The organism is Shewanella sp. HL-SH5, from assembly GCF_051163755.1.
Classification (GTDB): Bacteria; Pseudomonadota; Gammaproteobacteria; order Enterobacterales; family Shewanellaceae; genus Shewanella; species Shewanella glacialimarina.
Window position 1 is genome coordinate 2,871,684 of sequence record NZ_CP195038.1, and the last position, 18,114, is coordinate 2,889,797.

Here is an 18,114-nt window from a genome sequence, read left to right on the forward strand (position 1 = left end):
TTGTTATTCAGTAGGCGTCGAAACCACAATATAAGCTTGCATTAAACTGTCGCCAAGTAGTGCTTTTAAGGCATTTAAATCACCCGACATCACTAAATCAACCTCTTGGGTTGTTAAACCATTTGCCAGCATAACGCCTCGAGGATCAGCTTTATAAGCTTCTAGTAACCCGGCATCTACTGATAAAGACTCTGCAAACGTTTGTAATCTAGACATGGTATTCCTTTATCGTTTTTGTAATTGTTTTAAAACTAGCCAATAGTATCAGCTGTTATGCCTAATTTATCTAAAATCTGTTGATTTAATGTTAATTTTTTTGATGGCGGTATCATTAAAGTACTAATTGCTTTAAGTGATGCAAAAGGTAAATCACTCAAAGCAATGCTGTCAATTCTGGGTTGTTGAAATGGCAAGGTAGCCGCTTCATAAATTACCACGGGATGATCTAATGGATACCATTGGCTCAAATGCTCAACTAAAATTTCAAGTTTTGCAGTAGTGGTCGAAAACTGGGTCAAAGTATGTTCACCCGCCAAGGCAATTTGCCATAACAATAAGTGAGTGCAATTATTGGGGATATGGTTATAAAGTAAAAACTGCGTCGCCTCAAAACTTTGATGACCGACATTACCGGGGTCTATACCTAAATCAGCCCATAAACAGGCTTCAGCAGAAACACCTGGTAGCATATTCGACTCAAAACCCTCTGCCCGAGCTTGTTTAATGGCCATATGTGCCACACAGGCAAAAATACCTGGATGACCATAAAATGCGCACACCACCAACTTGCCTTTACGTACTTCAGCTAATATAGCGTTTACCATTTCACTATAGGTATCACGTCGATTTTTAACTTCATCAGGTTTGGCATAAAAAGACTGCAGCGATCGCACATCAGTGTTAATAGCATCTAGCCACCGCGCTGCAAAACCATCGGTTACCAACGAAAAAACCACATCGGCTATTTCAATATAACTTTTACTTAAGGTGCTAATTTGACCCGCCAAGTGCATGCCTGTACCCACGCACACCAATCGGCCGACATTTTTTGACTGTTCAGATTTAGATGTTATTTCAGTATTCTGAGCTTTCAACATGACACCATTCATTGTTTATTTATTTTGTGTATTTATTTTGTTTATTAAAATACCGTATGGCAGTGCTAAATAACATTAAATTTATTGCTAAAGCTAAACAATTTGAGTAAACATTCCAATGTTTTTTTGCTTAAAAATACAATAAACCATTGAACTTATGCCAATGAAACCAATCAAATTAGCCGCAAGTCACATCCGCCCCTTGTCATGATAGGGTTTGCTTGGGTATGATGACCAACAGAATTTAGGAACTAGCACAGACAATGATTAACAAAAAACAAAGTCTTACTCTGTTAAGCGCAGTAGCATTATCTATCTCATTAAGCGGTTGTGGTGTATTTGATTGGCTAATTTACAAGCCAGATGTCCCGCAAGGGAACTACATGGAAAGCCAGCAGGTCGATAAATTACGTATCGACATGACAAAAGAACAAGCTGAATATATTTTAGGTCGCCCAGTTTTACGTGACAGCTTTGCCGACGATACCTGGTATTATGTGTATCACTTTAAAAGTGGTCGTGATGCAAGCATTATCCATAAAGAGTTAATTATTCACTTTATTGATGACAAGGTTAGCCGTGTTGAAGGTGATTATGATTTAAGTGCAGATTTTAATACTCCACTAGATCAAAGCAAACTACCTTCAAGCAATGAGCCAGAAGATGATCCGCTTATTCCGGAAGCTCGCCCAGACGCTAAACCTTTAGTTGAAGAACAACGTGGTTTAAACGGCACGATTAACAATAAAAAATAAACCTTAACTTAACGTTACAGGACACAAAAAAGCAGGGAGTCCATCCCTGCTTTTTTATATCTGAAATTCAACAGCCTTTAACTCAACTTTGCGCCGGTAATTTTATTAATTCGCCCTTCATCTTTAGCTTTTTCAGCGCGCTTACGACGTACATCTTTTGGATCGGCAATCAGCGGCCTATAAATTTCAACACGCTGACCAGGCACTAAAACCTCATCATGTTTTACCTGACGACTAAATACCCCAAGCTTTACCTTGTCTAAATCAATTTCAGGGAAAAAAGCGCAAATATCACTTTGCCTAACCGCCTCAATAAAACTGCAACCCGGTGCAACCATCACAGTAATAATTTTTTGTTGGGTTGGCAGCGCATAAACCACATCAACAGCAAACGGTTGTTGTTCAATTGTCACGATAAATTACCTTAGCTCGGTCAGTAAATGCGGTCACCATAGACAACATTAATTGTTTAAATACCCGCCCAAAAGCCAAATCAGACAGCGGATTAGCAAATTCAAAATCCAAATCAAACTCAACTTTGCACGCATCATCGGTTAGCTCAGTAAACACCCACAAACCTTGCAGGCGTTTAAATGGGCCATTTTCGAGTGTTAAAGTAATCCGTTTACCTGCTTCCACATGATTACGTGTCGTAAAAGTCTTTTTGATGCCAGCTTTACTCACATCAACCGATGCCACCATGGTTGTACCATCAAACTCCAATACTTTACCGCCGACGCAGCCGGGTAAAAAAGCATGGTAAGACTCAACATCATTAACCAACTCATACATCTGCATGGCACTAAAGCGCACCAACACACTCTTGGAAATCTTAGGCATCCGCACTCACTTTTACGAAATAATAACGCGATTTTATCACGATAAATGAAAAAGGCATCTGTTGCAGTACAACATAGACGTACACAAACCAATAATTTAGGTATAATCGTTGAATTATTAATACTCTCCCCCCATATCTGTTGTAGAACTGAATGAAAAAGTTAACACAACAGCGCTTTTAAAATGGGCAAATTGCAGGCGATATACGCCTAGATGGTAAAAAAGCATGGTAAAGAAATCGGCAAAAAATCCCTCAGCAACTATCGCACGTAATAAACGCGCGACATTTGAATACCGCATAGAAGACAAAGTCGAAGCGGGATTACAACTTATGGGCTGGGAAGTAAAATCTATCCGCATGGGTAAAGTTAACTTATCTGATTGTTATGTATACATAAAAGAGGGCGAAGCCTTTATGCATGGTTGTACTATACAACCCCTTAATACCGCTTCAACCCATGTAATATGCGATCCAATAAGAACCAAAAAACTGCTATTAAAGCGCAGTGAAATCGACAAACTTGCCGGGCTAATTGAACGCCAAGGCTATACGCTTGTGCCCTTATCCATGTATTGGCGTAAAGGTGCGTGGGTTAAAGTTGAAATTGGCTTAGGTAAAGGTAAAAAAGATCACGATAAACGTGAAGACACCAAAGAACGTGAATGGAAAGTCGAACAGTCTCGCGTAATGAAAAAGAGCAGACTGGACGGATAATAACCAAACGATGATATTTTGTTAATCGTCGCTAGGTATTAACCAAACAACACGTTATGATATCACTAATTGGGGGCGATTCTGGATTCGACAGGATTCACGAAACCCAAGGAGCATGTCGAGGGGCGGTTGGCCTCGTAAAAAGCCGCACCGTTATAGTTGCAAACGACTCTAACTACTCTCTAGCAGCTTAGGCTAGCTAGCCATCACCCACACGTTTCGCACGTGGACAGTGGATCATGATGGTCATATTACAGTGTGCTAGCGAGGGAACTCCGTCCGGGGGTGAACCGTGAAACAGTACCGGACTCACCAAGTAGCATCCTGTCTTTCGGAGACTCCTTGGTTAAATAAAAGAGAGACTAAACATGTAGTGCCGAGGATGTAGGCTTTCTGGACGCGGGTTCAAGTCCCGCCGCCTCCACCAATTTATAGAAGGGCTTAGCAGCAATGCTAAGCCCTTTTTGTTTGTTTTTTTTACTTATATTGTTGCAGCGAAAATCGCTTTCTATTTTGATCCGATTCAGATGTGCGGCGGGACTTGAACCCGCGTCCTATTTGTATCGCTAAACCTCAATAACTCCTTTAAACCTTGCAAAGGTATTCATTGAGGTTGTTGATAGCATGTCTTGATAATCTGGATTATTGGCACTTAAAGTGTACTGACCTTGCCCCAGCTTTTTCACTTTACGTAATAAATATTGGGGATCACCGGTTTCATCTAATAATTCAATCGCAAGAGTATGATTGGATATTGAGCCCGCACTGGTTGAAGTAATCCACTCAAACAGTAAATAATCGCCATCACAAATAGGCTGTTTACCTCCATTCATTGAGTCGCCCTTTGCGCGCGCGATGAAGTGTTTCTGAGAATTTAAGTTACCATAGTGTGCTGGGACTTTAATGGTACGAACTTGTTCGGCTGAACTGGTTTTAAAATGTCCGCACGCAATTTTTAAATCTTCATAGAATGGAAGGTATATAACATTATCTTGGGGTGCATCATTTAGCATAGATAACGCACTGGTTGATAAATGCAGCGAGTTTAAATCTGATGGTTTTAATATAATATCGAGTTTGGCGTAGTAATCTTTTAAGTCAGCTAGCATTTGTTTATTAATCTGCTTTAGATCGCTCTCTTCAAGCTTTTCCCATAGCACAGTGTCAAAGGACATTAAACTGAGTTCATTACACTGATAAAAGAACCGTTTCCGCTCAAATTTTTCAAATGGATTACTGCCTATACTGCGTTTAATATAAGCATTATCAAATAAATTTTCATGGCGGTTAAGCGGATTATGCTCTTTTTCACTTCGACCATATTGATCTAACATAGTCTGGTAAAAGCCGCTGTAATGTTGAACCATTTTATCAATGTCGACTTCACCTTGCGGATTATGATGGTTAATCATGATCAGCATAAAGATGATTTTATATGAATAGGTATAATCTCGTTTTTCAATAAACTCTATAAAATCAGCTTTACGGGTATCTTGGGTACGAATAGGGATATTCTTATCTTGTCTAAGATCATCAAGCTTTTGCTGGCTGAAATAATTTAAGGTTTTACTGCCAAAGGGAATCGTTTTACTTGCAATAAGTTCACCTTTTCTCATCCACGCTTTAACAGTACCCGTTGATATAAAGAGTTCTCGTGCAAGTTGCTCTTCATTGAGTAAATCACTAAATTCTTTTTCAAAGTTAAAGATATTAATTGGCTCAATTCTTCGCTCAGACTCCCACAAGCCATCTAGGATAATCAGATCATGCTGTAGGGTGCCATGGACATCTTTTACCACATCACCAAAGGGTTGATAAAATCCTAAATTAAACAATCCATGAATTGACCAAGGCTTAATCACAGCGCCATAACTATCAACAACGTCAATGACATATAATGCTTCTTTTCCTGGATGATTTCTTGTTCCCCGGCCTAACTGCTGGGTATACAGCACCTTTGACATAGTCGGCCTTGCCATGACCAATATACTGGTTTGTGGGGCATCCCAACCTTCATTCAGTAACTCGCATGCACAAATTATTTGTACTTTCTCTTGCTGGTATAAAGCAAGGCCTGAGCGATCTTTACCGCTAACTGCCACTGCTGTTATGCCTGACTGATTCAACAATGCAGCCATTCGTTGGGTATGTTTAATATCCACACAAAAGATAACGCCCTGCTGGGCACTAATTTTGTATTCGCTATGATGAGTAAAGAAATACTTCTTCAACATATCAACAATGAGTTGATCCCTTGAAGGTAAGATGACTGTTTTTTGTAAGTCACTTTTAACAAATTCTTTGCCATTAAAACGCACTTTTGAAAAGTCGATATTTGACTCTAGTCGAAAAGCCCTTATCTGAGGAACTAGCTTTTGCTGAATAGCTTCCTCCAGTGTCATTTCAACTTCATACTGACCAAAAATATCAGCCAATTGACGCTGATCATATCGCTGATCCGTTGCCGTTAAGCCTAATAAGGTTTCTGGAGAGAAATAACTTAACACTTGCCTTAACCCGTCTGCACCAGCTCGATGAGCTTCATCAACTACAATATAGTCAAAATAATCTTTAGCTAATTTACGATAATGCCGCAATACATAGGCGCTTGTTTGCACCACAATATCCAATTGAGTATTTGATAACTCAAGACCAACGTTGATATTTGGTAGACGCTTTTGTATTCGCTCTATTAATTGCTGACGTAAATCTCGGGTAGGTACGATGGCAAGTACCTGTTTAGCTTTGGATTGCTGAAACTGTAATCTAAAGTCTTCGATAAAGACTTCGGTTTTCCCCGTTCCAGTTGGCAACACGACTAAAAAGCTGTTTTGACCGTTTTCACGTTTAAAAATGAGATTATCTACTGCATCTTGTTGATGTTGATATATCTCGAAATTGTATGCTCGTTGTGCCCTATAAAGCGGCGACTTTTTAAAGCTATTTGCATCACCAAAATAATCTTTTATTTGGTCTTCAAATTTAAACTCGTCACTCATCCCCCTATCAGACCATCGATAAACCAAGTAACCATCTTTAACTAATGAGTTCTGCTTAAACAGTTGTGAGCGGTATTTATTTTCAGTCACTAAAGCAGATAAAGGGTGATGATAAGTTTCACCATTGAGTTCAATAGCAATGGGATTAGTGGTGCGTTGGAGAATGTAGTCGACGTAACGTTTATGACCTAACCTATCAATATAGGGTGCTTCTGCTTGCAAGGCATGGATAGATGCCGCACCATAAACTTGTTCAAATAACTCGGCAAACTTATATTCTGGTGGCGTTGGGTCAATATGATCCTCAGATCTATTCGCACCAAACTTTCTTAGTTCAATATCTTCAATTTCATCAAGTAGAAAGTCTTGCCAATCATTGAGTAATTGCAGCTTGTCAGATGCACAAAAACGATAAAGCCCCTGATATCGATGCATGAGTTTGTTTTGATAACTTGTATAGCTTACATAATGAAATGACGTTGGTGATAAATCGTATAATGTGTGATCAACCAATACAGCAGGTTTATCTAAAGCAGAATATTGACTTCCTCCACCTGTATAAACATACAAACGACCAACATCAACCACATCTTTAAGTTGATACTGAAAACCAGCAGCTATGTTATCTATGTCATTTCCAGTGATAGCCATGGTGTTACCGTTTTATCAAAATGGCATTAAGCCACTTATCATCTTGCCTATCGGGTCTGACATCCTGAGTTATCCATGTTTTGTTTATTGATAAATTAGAGTTAACAATAAACGAAGCTAATCTTTGTTCATTAGCATTGGTAAAGAAGCGACCGCCTCGACTTATATCATCATCACCATACTTAAATGAGCAATAGAAAATCCCCCCAACGGCTAAATGCGAGGCTAAACGCTTAAAAGTATTGGCGATTAAAGGGCTAGGCACATGTAATAATGATGCACATGCCCAAATGGCATCAAATTTCAGTTTAGTGTCAAAGCTATCAAAAGTGGCGAGTGAGACTTCAAGGCCTGTATATAATGTCGCTTTCTTAACTAGGGCTTCGCTAGCGTCAAATGCGGTGACCTTAAAACCCTGTTGAATGAAGTAAGCACTGTCACGACCGCTGCCACAACCTGCATCAAGGATATGTCCAGTTAACGGAATGAGCGGAATAAACTCATTATAAAGGGCTGTCATATTCACATTAACAGTATCAGAATAAAAAGCATCAGAATGCTGGTTGTAGAAATCTATGGTCATACTGAGTTTAGTTATTTTAGGCGCTAGACATAATTCCAAGATTAACATAACCAATTGAAAGGTATAGTAACTAATTCATATTACCGCAACAAAAAAATACCTGCACTTGGCAGGTATTTTCGTAAGCTTAAAAAGAAGCAAGGCTAAAGTATTAACCCATACCTTATTTCACTAGCTCTGCTTTTTAACAAATTTCGATTTCAGCATCATTTGGCCGTTGCCATCTACTTTACAATCGATGTCGTGGTCACCTGCGACAAAACGGTTGATTACCGCTTTAGTGCCGACTTTTAATACCAAAGAAGACCCTTTTACTTTTAGATCTTTGATTAAGGTGACTTTGTCACCTTCAGCAAGCAAGTTACCTACGGCATCGCTAAGAATGATAACGTCTGGGTCTACTACCACTTCATTTGGGTTCCACTCATTAGCGCATTCTGGGCAAATTAATAACGTGCCGTCTGAATAGGCGTATGGTGACTCACATTTAGGGCATGGTGGGATTGTATCGCTCATCACTAATTCTCTTTAATTAACATACTGTAACAGCCAGAACTTTATACACGATGCTGACTCAATAACGAGTCTATTGGGCTTTAAGCTGCATTCTGACCAAAATGATAATGGCATTATAATGAAATTATCATTTACACTCAATCCAGCATCATCTTTTAAGACTGAAAATGGTGGTTAGCTCTTCACTTTTGGGTTATTAGTCGGCTGTTGATCGCCATAGCTCACATCATGTTGTTCAAGATAACCGCGAATTAGCTGACGTACAACTTGCGATGGCGTTAGGTCTTGCGATGCGCACAGTTGCTCAAATGCCTGCTTTTTACTTGGATCGAGTAGCACAGTAAAGCGTGCCGTTTTATTTTCCATTAGGGTCACTCCCATTAAAACATTATCATTTGATGATAATACCCTATATGCAATTATGCAGATACTGATTTACATAAAAGCACTTTCTTTTCAGTTCAACTACACTGATTTTTATCTTCCGCAGGCCCATCATTCTAGCTGCCAAGTGCAACTTGTATTACCACTCTTATGGCAGTAATTGGCAAACTAAAATATCAGGTTAGGATATTGTTTTTAGTTAATACTAGGCTTGACCGAATCAGTTTTGCACCGCATATTACAAGTAACAAAATACTTACATTTGATTTTCTCGTTAGTCTATCCGTCAGATGTTCTATTACTCGTATTAAGGATGGCATGTGTCGCGGTTTCATTCGATAAGTTTTGACTAAGTGATGACACTAAATGATTGCCATAGGCGTCGCCAGTAAATGAGTTTAATTGCCCATTATTTACATAAGTGGAAATTCAGAGTAGCCATATTAATTGGCTTATGTTTACTGTGGCCGATACAAAGCATCATCATTAGCGCCTTACAGTCTGGAGCGCTTGAACCCTATCGTATTCAGTTGCCGGTCAATGTTGATAACACCACTCGTGATAAGTGGGGCATAAAGCATGATGCAATTATTGAAAAGGTCTTTGTGAGTGGCAGCTTCAGCGACTGGCATATTGACGACACTTTCTATCAACTAACACAACAAAACCAGCAGTGGTACTTTGACTTACCGGTCTACCCTGGGGATCTTGAATATAAATTAGTGCTTTTTATTCAAAATAAAGTCGAACCGGTGTGGATTTTAGACCCTAATAACCCTCAAACCAGTGTTAACCCCTGGGGTGGCGAAAATTCGCTTATACGGATAGCTGATTGGCCAAAAATCACTTTAATTAGCCAAATTCTTACCGCAGCGTTATTAGGCACATTTTTACTCTTTTGTATTCTCGAACCCTTTCTTTACTGGTTACTGCACCAAAAAATACCGTTTCATCGTAAATTAGTACTCAGTAATATTCTGATATTAGCCTGCGCGCAACTATTATTTTTCAGTTATCAACTGCATCTAAATAGACAATTAATTAAACAAGGTTTAATCGATAGCGTGCACGCTATGCATCTGATTTTACATGGTGAGGGAGTTGATTTTGAACAACTGGACACACAAGCAAACAATATCAATAGGGGGTTAAGTCAGTTTTTTGTCCCTGCTACCACGCGCATTGATAAAACCCAAAGTAGTTTATTTCAAATTACCCTTTCCGATTTTGCTGTGTTGGATAAAAATGGCCAGTTAATTACCCTGCGCCACCGTGGGCAAAATGCACAAATCCAACAGTCTCGGGCTGAACAACTGGGTTTTAATAATAGCCGCGACTACTTCGTTGACGGTATGTGGCGTGACTTGCTGCCCAAAGCAATAGCTGAAGCGCAAAAAGGCCAGATAGTAATAATGTCACGACCGCAGAATATGAATGGGGTTGAAACATCGCGCACACGGACTGCTGAGTCGATACTTGGGTTTAGTCAGTTTGTGCAGCCGATTGTATATCGCGGCCAGTTAAAAGGCTTCTATGCGGGGTCTATTCAAGTAAAGCTTTACGGTGACGAACTGCTAAGAATGTTTCTATTTCAGTTACTCTTGCTTGGCGGGATAATTGTATTATCGAGTTGGTTATTCACCCGTGTGGGTAAAATGGTCACTGAAGATATTTTAAAGTTAACCAAGTGGACTCAAAATATTGTTAAGGGCGATTTGTCACAGGTGTTAACCATCAATAGCCAGGATGAAATTCAGCAACTGTCTGAAAACTTCAATAACATGCGCCAGTCTTTACAGGACAGTTTTACCCAAATAGCAGAGCAAAATAGTAAGTTATATCAAGAAGCATATTTTAATGGTTTAACAGCGCTACCTAATCGAAAAAAATTATATAGTGATCTTGCAGAGCAATCTATTGGCGCTTTGCTGGTGATTAACATTAACGATTTTGGTGAGTTTAATGACTTTTATGGTGTCGATACCGGTGATGAGATTTTACTTGAGGTCGCCAATCGATTAGCCGCTAAAAATAGGCCGATTACCTTATATAAAACTGGCCCTGATGAATTTGTCGTAACATTAACAACTCAAATATTAACCTCAGACACAGTATCAAATTTAGTATCAACCGAAAGTTCAAATAATCATCTACAATTGGCAAAACTTGGACAGCTATTATTTGATGATGTTTGTCAAAAACCTCTGCTGATCAAAGATAGTGAATATTATATCTCCGTCAGTATTGGCGGAGCACTGTTATCGGTTAATCAACAAGTATTAGCTAAAAATATACCTGGTTCAACCATAGCTAATTCAAGTTCAACAACATCAGCAAACCAACTACATCGGCATGCTGATTTAGCAAGGCGCTTTGCTAAAAAACAACAGCTCACTTATTGCTGCTTTAGCAGCGAAATGGCTAATTCAGCAGCATTTGAAGAAAACATGCGCCAAAGCAGAATGCTAGCTAAAGCAGCACAAGAGCAATGGGTAGTGCCCTATGTTCAACTTATTCAGCCTTTAATTGATGCGCCAATAAAGTTTGAGTGTTTGATGCGGCTCCAACTACCCGATGGGCAAATATTAGCGCCGCACCAGTTTATGGCAGCAGCCAGACAATCACGCATTTATCCGCAGTTAATGCGCTGTATGCTGCAAAAGTCAATTGCACTGTTTAAAAATCAGCCCTATGAGTTTTCGGTTAACATCACGTTAGATGATATTGCCATTGCACAAAATTTGGAGGCTATTGTCAGTTTACTTAAAAGTGAACCGGACACCACGCAGCGGATAACCTTTGAATTATTAGAAAGTGAAGAAATAACTAACTACGAGGCAGTGGAGCATTTTATTAAGTTAGTCAAACCGTTAGGCTGCAAAATTGCGATTGATGATTTTGGCGCAGGTTATTCGAACTTTGTGCATTTGCTCAGTTTAGATATTGATATTATCAAAATAGATGGATCATTAATCCGCCATTTAGATAGCGATCCTAAAGCGCAGTTGTTGGTTGAAACCATAGCTATTTTCGCCCATAAAATGGGTAAAAAAACCGTCGCTGAGTTTGTCGAAAACGACGCTATTCTCAGCTTACTTAACCAGTATGAAATTGATTATGCCCAGGGATACTTACTGGGCGAACCTGCAGCATCCATAGCTCAAGCATTAGCGATTTATTCAGCTGAGTAGCTGTTTAAAAATCAGCTCAAAATCAGGCCGCTGTAAAACATCCCCTTGCATGCAAGTCTTTGCTAATATTGCTAATTCAGCATACTTGGAAGTTGACTGTTGTGGATGATCTGGCTTAATTAAGCATAACAAATCATCAATCAAACAACCTAATGCACGCACTTCAATTTTGTGCATTTTCAGGCGCTGTTGCGGCGGTAAGTGAGCTAAATTAGACGCTGCGCCAAAATCACCAAATAACACCTTAAACTCATCATCCACCATAATATTATGTGCATAGATATCGCCATGACTGACCTGCTGCTGATGCATATGGCTCATGGTGCGGCTCATTTGCTTGGCAATATGCGCAATGGCCTCTACAGAATACTGTGTATCAGCGTTAAAAGTGTCTCGGGTACAGGTACTTAATGAAGGGGGCAGGCCTAAATTTTGATAGCCATCTGGAATAAGCGCCATCACTAACCCCAGTTGTTCACCATGATGAATTTGGCCAATGGCGGGAATTAAATTGTCATGTTTACCCGTTGTTAAACAACAATCAAGCTCATCTGCTGGGTAACCATCGCTGGTGATAGCGCCTTTAAATATTTTTACCGCCACATGGTCGGGCAAGTGGGCTTGAGATACTGGCCTATTAAGCCAATGCGCTTTATATATAATGCCAGATGCCCCTTGACCAATTTGGGCACTAAAATGCAAGTGTTCTGGGTGGATCATTGGCACGCTGTTATTCAAACATTCATCGACGTGACTAAATGGGTTACCGGCAAATGCTAACCAACTGAGTTTGGGTAAGTCGAATAACCAATCGGGTAAATGGCTCAGTTTGTTGGCCGATAACCGCACTAATTCCAACTCACGACAGTTAGCCATACTGCCCGGTAATTCAGTTAGTTGGTTACCGGCTAGCGCCAGTTTTTTAAGTTGGGTTAAGCGGCCGATTGAATCTGGTAAATGGGTTAACTGGTTATCAGTTAATATCAACCAACGGGTATGGTCGGGTAAAGCCTGTTCACTCACGTGGGTAAGTTGATTGGCTTTAAAACCAATCATTTCAAGCTTAGGGCATCGACCTAATACCTCTGGTAATTCAGTGAAGCAATTTTGTGATAAAAACACGATGCGCAGCTGGCTTAATTGATCAAAGTCATCGGGTAGGCTTGATAATTGATTATTCGATAAGTCTAAAATCTCTAAACTGTCAGCTAATGAGAATATCGCTCTTGGAAACTCGGTCAGTTCTGCCACTATTTGCACACGTGCAAGCCCTTTAAGTTCGCCTGATTCAAGCTGAGCTAACGTATGCATAATGATATTCCTGTCGATGTCGTAATGTGCTAAATGAAGGCGGGATTGTAAAGAAGCCGTTGCTTGATAGCAAATGTCATCAGATTCATATTGGAATGGCGGCTGAAATGACAGGCAAAAAAAACCACTGCATAGCAGTGGTAAAATGGATACTAAAATTGTCAATTGGGGTTGATTTTTAGTTTTATTTTCATTTGAATGAAAATAATATCCTAAGTGATCTCTAACAAAGCAGATCAAACAATGGTGTTAAATAAGTTCAGCCAACATAGCGTCGTTGTATTCAACAACCGCTTCACCTTGACGCACTTTGGCTACGTAATCTGGGTTAGCAATAAATGGACGGCCAATAGCCAGTAAATCAAATTTGTTGTCTGAAATAGCTTTTGCGCCTGAGTCCGCAGTGTAACTGCCCACACCCACTAAGGTTTTTGGATACACTTTACGTAAGTAGCTAGATACACGGCCATCTAAGTAATCAAACTCCATTGCATCATCAAATATCCCAGCATGAACAAAAGCAATATCACGTTTGGCAACCTGTGGTAATAAATAATCGAATACCTCACGGTCACGTTTGTCGCCTGCCATATTGAAATAGGCGCCCGGTGATAAACGAAGACCTGTACGATCTGCGCCAATACGTTCAACAATTGCGTCAAGCACTTCTAATGCAAAACGAGACATGTTTTCAGGGGTTTGGCCATATTCATCATCACGACGGTTACTGTCATGGTGTAAAAATTGATCAATCAAATATCCGTTAGCACCATGAATTTCAACACCATCAAAACCGGCATCAATTGCATTCGCTGCAGCCTGGGCATAATCTTTAACTAACTGCACTATATCTTCTTTAGTGGCAGCTTTAGGTGTTTGGTATGTCAGTTCACGCATTCTTGGGACACTGCCCTCAACCGCAACGGCTGAAGCAGATAACACATCACCACCACCAAAAAAGTGTGGATGCGCTACACGACCGGTATGCCATAGTTGGGCAAATATTTTGCCACCATTTTTATGCACCGCATCTGTTACCACTTTCCACCCTTGAATTTGTTCAGGACTGAATAAGCCAGGTGTATTTGGGTAACCTTGACCGTCAGGTCGAATAATAGTGGCTTCACTAATGATCAATCCAGCTTCTGCACGACGTGCGTAATAGTCAGCAATTTGTTGGGTTGGTACTAAGTTGGCATCCGCCATACAACGCGTTAATGGCGCCATTAAGATTTTATTGGCTAAGGTTAATGAATTATTTAATGAGTAAGGCTGGAATAAATTGGCTGACATGACAGTCTCCGTTCTTGAATATGCGTTCAAGATAATCTTATTTGAATATTCATTCAAGTAATTTTTGAATGTTTATTCAAAATTGGTTAAACTCACCCAATAATTACTAATGCTAAAGAGAACGCCATGAGAAATGCAGAGTTTGATCGCCAAGTTGTACTGCGTGCGGCCATGCGAGCATTTATGATGAAAGGTTATGCGAAAACCAGCATGGCGGATTTAACCAAAGCGACTGGATTGCACCCAGGATCAATTTATTGTGCATTTGAAAACAAAAAGGGCTTACTGCTAGCGGCAATAGGCCAATACCATGCTGACCGCAGCGCGCAATTTCAACTATTGTTTACCAATAACAATAACCCGTTGCACAACTTAAAAACTTATTTAGCGGGCATTGTAGAAGAGTGTTTGAGTTGTGATGCCACCCAGGCTTGTTTGCTAACCAAAGCGTTAAATGAAGTGGGTGAGCAAGATGAAGATATTAGTCAGTTGATTAATACCAACCTTAACGCCTGGCAATTCGGCATTGAGCAGGTGTTTGAAGCGGCAAAATTACAGGGACTAATCGACAGCGACACTAATAGCCAATTACAGGCGCAGTTTTTAATGATGGGCATTTATGGTTTGCGCACATTTGCCCATACACACCCAACAAAAGAAGTGTTGTTACCACTAGCTGACAAATTATTTAATAGCTTACTTTAAAAACAAAATGACGCCTTTAGCGTCATTTTTATTGAACTCCAATATGGGTTTAGCTTGCTATTAACCAATTACTTTTTGAGAAAATACTCGCTCGCCCAAAGCGTTCAAAATAGTACACTCGCCATCTAATACCGCAATAATCGATTTTCCGCGACGAAAGCTATCAGGGATCATCACCCGACCAGACTCACTAATGGTTAAATCAGTTAATACTGTGTTATGCATTTCAAGCCCTGCGGGTGCTTCATAAAATAATATTGTCACAGTGGCTAATGACGGTTTATCGCTATTTGCATCTTGCTTTGATTCAGATTTCATTCTTTACTCTCGTACCAGTAGACACTAGTTAAGTGAAGGATTAATTAGCCAATATTCCGTATTCAGTCTATCAATCTTTTTCATTTATATACTGTGATGTGATTAAGTCATAACAAAAATCACATCACTTTTAAGTTTAATAATATGCTTTTTACCGCGTTAATCCTATACAAAAAGAAACAAAGGTAACCAAAATGTTGCCAAAATCATCTTTGTTGATTGAATATAACCTCGCTTAAACCGACATATGTTGATTTAAATATAGATTATCTACACGTTTTTTAAAGTCTGATCTAAACAGCTTGAATGATTCCTGCTAGAATCGATGACAATTTTTAGCATTAAACATTTAATAAAACGAGATTAAGATGGGCAGAGCATATCAAAATAAAAAAGAGTCCATGGCGAAAACCGCTGGCCAAAAGACTCGCATTTACTCACGTTACGGTAAAGAAATTTACATTTGCGCTAAAGGCGGTGTTGACCCTGATGGCAACTTAGCACTACGTAGCTTGATTGCCCGCGCGAAGAAAGATCAAGTTCCAGCACACGTTATTGAACGTGCTATTGAAAAAGCCCGTGGTGGCGGTGGTGAAGATTACGATACGGCTCGCTATGAAGGTTTTGGCCCTGGTGGTTGTATGGTGATTGTTGACTGCCTAACGGATAATGGTAACCGTACTTTTACTCAAGTTCGCCAGGCGTTTGTTAAAAATGATGCCAAGCTAGGCGGTCCAGGTACTGTTGGCCATATGTTCGAGCATCAAGCGGTATTTGTGTTTGATGGTGATGACGATGAAGCGATTTTAGAACTGCTTATGATGGCTGACGTTGACGTTGCCGATGTAGAACTTGAGGATGGCATTATCAGTGTATTTACACCGGTATCTGAATTTAACAATGCCCGCACAGTGTTAACTGAAGCCTTCCCAGAAATTGATTTCAAGGTAGAAAACTTAGCTTTTGTACCACAAACCATGACTGAGATCAGCGGCGAAGATATCGAAAGCTTTGATAAGTTTTTAGCGGCATTAGATGATTGTGATGACGTACAAAACGTGTATCACAATGCTGAGATTAGCGAATAAGTTAATCACCGCATACAGGCTAGAATTTATTAAAGCCTCTAATAAAAAACGCAGCTTAAGCTGCGTTTTTTATTAGAAACTGGATCCGTTAACTCAATTAACGTAAATCCATCTCTTGTACTTTTTCATACGCAATTTCTGGCGCGGTAACTTCAGGCTTAGCATGCAAGTCTGCTTTTAAATGGCCTTTACGGTGTTTAAGTGCTGCGTCTAATTTTTTAGCAGCACTGGAAATAGCTGGGTACATCACTGAATCTAGGCCTTTAGCGGCAATTCGAGTACCTTCATAATTGGTGCTAACTTCTACATCATATTCGCCGTGTTCTTTAGCGATAATAATGTCTAATGCAATAAGGGTTGGAAAATGGTTAGCAAGCTTGGCGAACTTTTCTTCTACATGTTGTTTGACAGTGTCAGTAACATCTACATGGTGACCAGAAAGATTTATTTTCATAAAGTGTCCTTAGCGTTATAACGTTTCTTTAATGTCATATTAATTGACTGCATAAAAGAGAACTTGGGGCATTTACTGTAGATTTCAAGGGATTAAATCAAAAAAGTGTCAAAATGAATATCAAAGTCACATCTGTAATTTAATTCTGTATTGCTTACATCAGTAAAGTTAGATCAAACTATTTGAACAACTTTGTTCTCAATTTGATTTAACATCACCATACACAACTAGTATAGACATAAACAAGTAACTTTGTTCACTACTTTTACTCGCTTTACAACACAGCTCACAAAGCCATCTAATAAGTGGCTTTTTAAGTTAAAATTTAATCAGTTAAGTTAGTTGTACCCTACTTTAATAAACTTAAATTAATCTATAGGTTAACCCAATGTCACTCAAAACCCTGCAAATAGATATTGTCTCAGATGTTATGTGTCCCTGGTGTATCGTTGGCTATAAGCGACTTCAGCAAGCCTTAATCTCCTTTACTGATCTTGAGGTGCAAATCACTTGGCACCCTTTTGAGTTAAATCCCAATATGGGCAAACAAGGTCAACACCTTGGTGAGCATTTAGCTGAAAAATACGGTTCGACACCGTTGCAAAGTCAGCAGAATCGGGCCAATTTAACGGCTATAGGTAAAACGCTGGATATTGAGTTTAACTTCACCGACCAATCGCGTATTTACAATACCTTTAATGCCCACCAGCTGCTGCAATGGGCAAAGTCATTTAATAAACAAACTGAACTTAAACTCGCTTTGTTTGATAGCTATTTTACCCAGCAGCAAAACCCTGATGACATTGCAGTATTATTAACCCTTGCCGACAGTGTTGGATTAGACCGTGCCGAAGCTGAGCAAGTATTAGCATCACAGCAATTTGCCGAGTCGGTTAGACAAGAGCAGGCCTTGTGGCAAAGCCGAGGCATAAGTGCTGTACCAGCGATTATATTGAATCAAAAGTATTTGATCTCAGGTGCACAAAGTGCGGATTACCTAATTGAAGCCATCAAGCAGTTGGTAGCAGAGTAGATAAACTCAGCCTCTGCTTGCTCTACTTTAGTTTACTCAGCTTTAGTTTACTCAGCTTTAGTTTACTCAGCTTTAGTTTACTCAGCTTTAGTTTACTCAGCTTAGTTTGCTCAGCCTAGCCCCATAAAAAAACCAGCTTGCGCTGGTTTTTTGTTATTGATATTTAATCAACTTTGTTGCG

Annotated in this window: 18 protein-coding genes and 1 other RNA gene; 7 read left to right on the top strand and 12 right to left on the bottom strand. The window is 39.6% G+C overall.

The window, feature by feature from the left end; translation table 11 throughout:
- Positions 1-3 precede the first annotated feature (3 nt).
- A complete protein-coding gene (locus ACRWQM_RS12565) occupies positions 4-216 on the bottom strand; it encodes a hypothetical protein (protein WP_434930217.1) in 213 nt (70 codons plus the stop codon).
- Between the two features lie 35 nt (positions 217-251).
- Complete coding sequence (locus ACRWQM_RS12570; protein ID WP_434930218.1) at positions 252-1,097, bottom strand: SAM-dependent methyltransferase; 846 nt, start codon at positions 1,095-1,097, stop codon at positions 252-254.
- 263 nt (positions 1,098-1,360) lie between these two features.
- Here ACRWQM_RS12570 and ACRWQM_RS12575 point away from each other — a divergent pair, with 263 nt between their 5' ends.
- Positions 1,361-1,852 carry an outer membrane protein assembly factor BamE gene (locus tag ACRWQM_RS12575; protein ID WP_434928650.1) on the top strand — a complete coding sequence of 164 codons (492 nt, stop codon included), beginning with the start codon at positions 1,361-1,363 and terminating at the stop codon, positions 1,850-1,852.
- Between the two features lie 77 nt (positions 1,853-1,929).
- Here ACRWQM_RS12575 and ACRWQM_RS12580 read toward each other — a convergent pair whose 3' ends face one another.
- Both ACRWQM_RS12580 and ACRWQM_RS12585 read right to left on the bottom strand, forming a co-directional pair.
- Positions 1,930-2,265, bottom strand: coding sequence for an RnfH family protein (locus ACRWQM_RS12580; protein ID WP_434928649.1), 336 nt, complete (start codon positions 2,263-2,265; stop codon positions 1,930-1,932).
- On the bottom strand, positions 2,255-2,692 hold the full coding sequence (locus tag ACRWQM_RS12585; RefSeq protein WP_226410556.1) for an SRPBCC family protein: 438 nt from the start codon (positions 2,690-2,692) through the stop codon (positions 2,255-2,257). Before ACRWQM_RS12585 ends, ACRWQM_RS12580 begins: the two co-directional genes overlap by 11 nt.
- 226 nt (positions 2,693-2,918) lie before the next feature.
- On the opposite strand from ACRWQM_RS12585, the gene smpB reads away from it, so the two are divergent.
- Positions 2,919-3,407: an SsrA-binding protein SmpB gene (gene smpB / locus ACRWQM_RS12590; RefSeq protein WP_226410557.1), complete on the top strand. Its 489-nt coding sequence runs from the start codon at positions 2,919-2,921 to the stop codon at positions 3,405-3,407.
- Between the two features lie 71 nt (positions 3,408-3,478).
- Positions 3,479-3,834, top strand: a transfer-messenger RNA (tmRNA) gene (gene ssrA, locus ACRWQM_RS12595).
- Positions 3,835-3,973: 139 nt separating this feature from the next.
- On the opposite strand, the gene ACRWQM_RS12600 is transcribed toward ssrA, so the two are convergent.
- From ACRWQM_RS12600 to ACRWQM_RS12615, 4 genes are all read right to left on the bottom strand, one after another.
- Positions 3,974-7,057: a DEAD/DEAH box helicase family protein gene (locus ACRWQM_RS12600; RefSeq protein WP_434930219.1), complete on the bottom strand. Its 3,084-nt coding sequence runs from the start codon at positions 7,055-7,057 to the stop codon at positions 3,974-3,976.
- Between the two features lie 4 nt (positions 7,058-7,061).
- Entirely contained in the window at positions 7,062-7,679 is a 618-nt protein-coding gene (locus tag ACRWQM_RS12605; RefSeq protein ID WP_434930220.1) for a class I SAM-dependent methyltransferase, read from the bottom strand.
- A 132-nt stretch (positions 7,680-7,811) separates the two neighbouring features.
- Positions 7,812-8,156 (bottom strand): zinc ribbon domain-containing protein YjdM, encoded by a 345-nt coding sequence (locus tag ACRWQM_RS12610; RefSeq protein ID WP_226410605.1) that lies wholly within the window; start codon positions 8,154-8,156, stop codon positions 7,812-7,814.
- A gap of 174 nt (positions 8,157-8,330) precedes the next feature.
- The gene (locus ACRWQM_RS12615; protein WP_226410606.1) at positions 8,331-8,522 is read right to left on the bottom strand and encodes a ribbon-helix-helix domain-containing protein; all 192 of its coding nucleotides are present in this window, start codon (positions 8,520-8,522) and stop codon (positions 8,331-8,333) included.
- Positions 8,523-8,932: 410 nt separating this feature from the next.
- On the opposite strand from ACRWQM_RS12615, the gene ACRWQM_RS12620 reads away from it, so the two are divergent.
- Entirely contained in the window at positions 8,933-11,731 is a 2,799-nt protein-coding gene (locus tag ACRWQM_RS12620; protein WP_434930221.1) for an EAL domain-containing protein, read from the top strand.
- Here ACRWQM_RS12620 and ACRWQM_RS12625 read toward each other — a convergent pair.
- A complete protein-coding gene (locus ACRWQM_RS12625) occupies positions 11,720-13,042 on the bottom strand; it encodes a leucine-rich repeat-containing protein kinase family protein (protein WP_434930222.1) in 1,323 nt (440 codons plus the stop codon). The genes ACRWQM_RS12620 and ACRWQM_RS12625 overlap by 12 nt on opposite strands.
- Before the next feature lie 249 nt (positions 13,043-13,291).
- Positions 13,292-14,335, bottom strand: a complete 1,044-nt coding sequence (locus tag ACRWQM_RS12630) for an alkene reductase (RefSeq protein ID WP_434928638.1) — start codon at positions 14,333-14,335, stop codon at positions 13,292-13,294.
- A gap of 126 nt (positions 14,336-14,461) precedes the next feature.
- On the opposite strand from ACRWQM_RS12630, the gene ACRWQM_RS12635 reads away from it, so the two are divergent.
- Positions 14,462-15,040, top strand: a complete 579-nt coding sequence (locus ACRWQM_RS12635; protein ID WP_226410610.1) for a TetR/AcrR family transcriptional regulator — start codon at positions 14,462-14,464, stop codon at positions 15,038-15,040.
- A gap of 60 nt (positions 15,041-15,100) precedes the next feature.
- Here the strand turns inward: ACRWQM_RS12635 and ACRWQM_RS12640 are convergent, their stop codons facing one another.
- The gene (locus tag ACRWQM_RS12640) at positions 15,101-15,358 is read right to left on the bottom strand and encodes a TIGR02922 family protein (RefSeq protein ID WP_226410611.1); all 258 of its coding nucleotides are present in this window, start codon (positions 15,356-15,358) and stop codon (positions 15,101-15,103) included.
- Between the two features lie 368 nt (positions 15,359-15,726).
- Between ACRWQM_RS12640 and ACRWQM_RS12645 the strand changes: the two genes are divergently transcribed.
- A complete protein-coding gene (locus tag ACRWQM_RS12645; protein ID WP_434928636.1) occupies positions 15,727-16,446 on the top strand; it encodes a YebC/PmpR family DNA-binding transcriptional regulator in 720 nt (239 codons plus the stop codon).
- Positions 16,447-16,543: 97 nt separating this feature from the next.
- Here ACRWQM_RS12645 and hpf read toward each other — a convergent pair whose 3' ends face one another.
- Positions 16,544-16,900 (bottom strand): ribosome hibernation-promoting factor, HPF/YfiA family, encoded by a 357-nt coding sequence (hpf, locus tag ACRWQM_RS12650; RefSeq protein ID WP_226410613.1) that lies wholly within the window; start codon positions 16,898-16,900, stop codon positions 16,544-16,546.
- A 388-nt stretch (positions 16,901-17,288) separates the two neighbouring features.
- Between hpf and ACRWQM_RS12655 the strand changes: the two genes are divergently transcribed.
- Positions 17,289-17,933, top strand: a complete 645-nt coding sequence (locus ACRWQM_RS12655; protein WP_434930223.1) for a DsbA family oxidoreductase — start codon at positions 17,289-17,291, stop codon at positions 17,931-17,933.
- Positions 17,934-18,114 lie beyond the last annotated feature (181 nt).

What these genes read in the sequence shown, in the direction of transcription:
- ACRWQM_RS12575 (WP_434928650.1), top strand. Translation starts at nt 1,361, where the DNA reads ATGATTAACAAAAAACAAAGTCTTACTCTGTTAAGCGCAGTAGCATTA.
- ACRWQM_RS12635 (WP_226410610.1), top strand. Translation starts at nt 14,462, where the DNA reads ATGAGAAATGCAGAGTTTGATCGCCAAGTTGTACTGCGTGCGGCCATG.
- ACRWQM_RS12655 (WP_434930223.1), top strand. Translation starts at nt 17,289, where the DNA reads ATGTCACTCAAAACCCTGCAAATAGATATTGTCTCAGATGTTATGTGT.
- ACRWQM_RS12570 (WP_434930218.1), bottom strand. Translation starts at nt 1,097, where the DNA reads ATGTTGAAAGCTCAGAATACTGAAATAACATCTAAATCTGAACAGTCA.
- hpf (WP_226410613.1), bottom strand. Translation starts at nt 16,900, where the DNA reads ATGAAAATAAATCTTTCTGGTCACCATGTAGATGTTACTGACACTGTC.
- ACRWQM_RS12610 (WP_226410605.1), bottom strand. Translation starts at nt 8,156, where the DNA reads ATGAGCGATACAATCCCACCATGCCCTAAATGTGAGTCACCATACGCC.
- ACRWQM_RS12645 (WP_434928636.1), top strand. Translation starts at nt 15,727, where the DNA reads ATGGGCAGAGCATATCAAAATAAAAAAGAGTCCATGGCGAAAACCGCT.
- ACRWQM_RS12600 (WP_434930219.1), bottom strand. Translation starts at nt 7,057, where the DNA reads ATGGCTATCACTGGAAATGACATAGATAACATAGCTGCTGGTTTTCAG.
- ACRWQM_RS12640 (WP_226410611.1), bottom strand. Translation starts at nt 15,358, where the DNA reads ATGAAATCTGAATCAAAGCAAGATGCAAATAGCGATAAACCGTCATTA.
- ACRWQM_RS12625 (WP_434930222.1), bottom strand. Translation starts at nt 13,042, where the DNA reads ATGCATACGTTAGCTCAGCTTGAATCAGGCGAACTTAAAGGGCTTGCA.
- ACRWQM_RS12630 (WP_434928638.1), bottom strand. Translation starts at nt 14,335, where the DNA reads ATGTCAGCCAATTTATTCCAGCCTTACTCATTAAATAATTCATTAACC.
- ACRWQM_RS12585 (WP_226410556.1), bottom strand. Translation starts at nt 2,692, where the DNA reads ATGCCTAAGATTTCCAAGAGTGTGTTGGTGCGCTTTAGTGCCATGCAG.
- ACRWQM_RS12615 (WP_226410606.1), bottom strand. Translation starts at nt 8,522, where the DNA reads ATGGAAAATAAAACGGCACGCTTTACTGTGCTACTCGATCCAAGTAAA.
- ACRWQM_RS12565 (WP_434930217.1), bottom strand. Translation starts at nt 216, where the DNA reads ATGTCTAGATTACAAACGTTTGCAGAGTCTTTATCAGTAGATGCCGGG.
- ACRWQM_RS12620 (WP_434930221.1), top strand. Translation starts at nt 8,933, where the DNA reads ATGAGTTTAATTGCCCATTATTTACATAAGTGGAAATTCAGAGTAGCC.
- smpB (WP_226410557.1), top strand. Translation starts at nt 2,919, where the DNA reads ATGGTAAAGAAATCGGCAAAAAATCCCTCAGCAACTATCGCACGTAAT.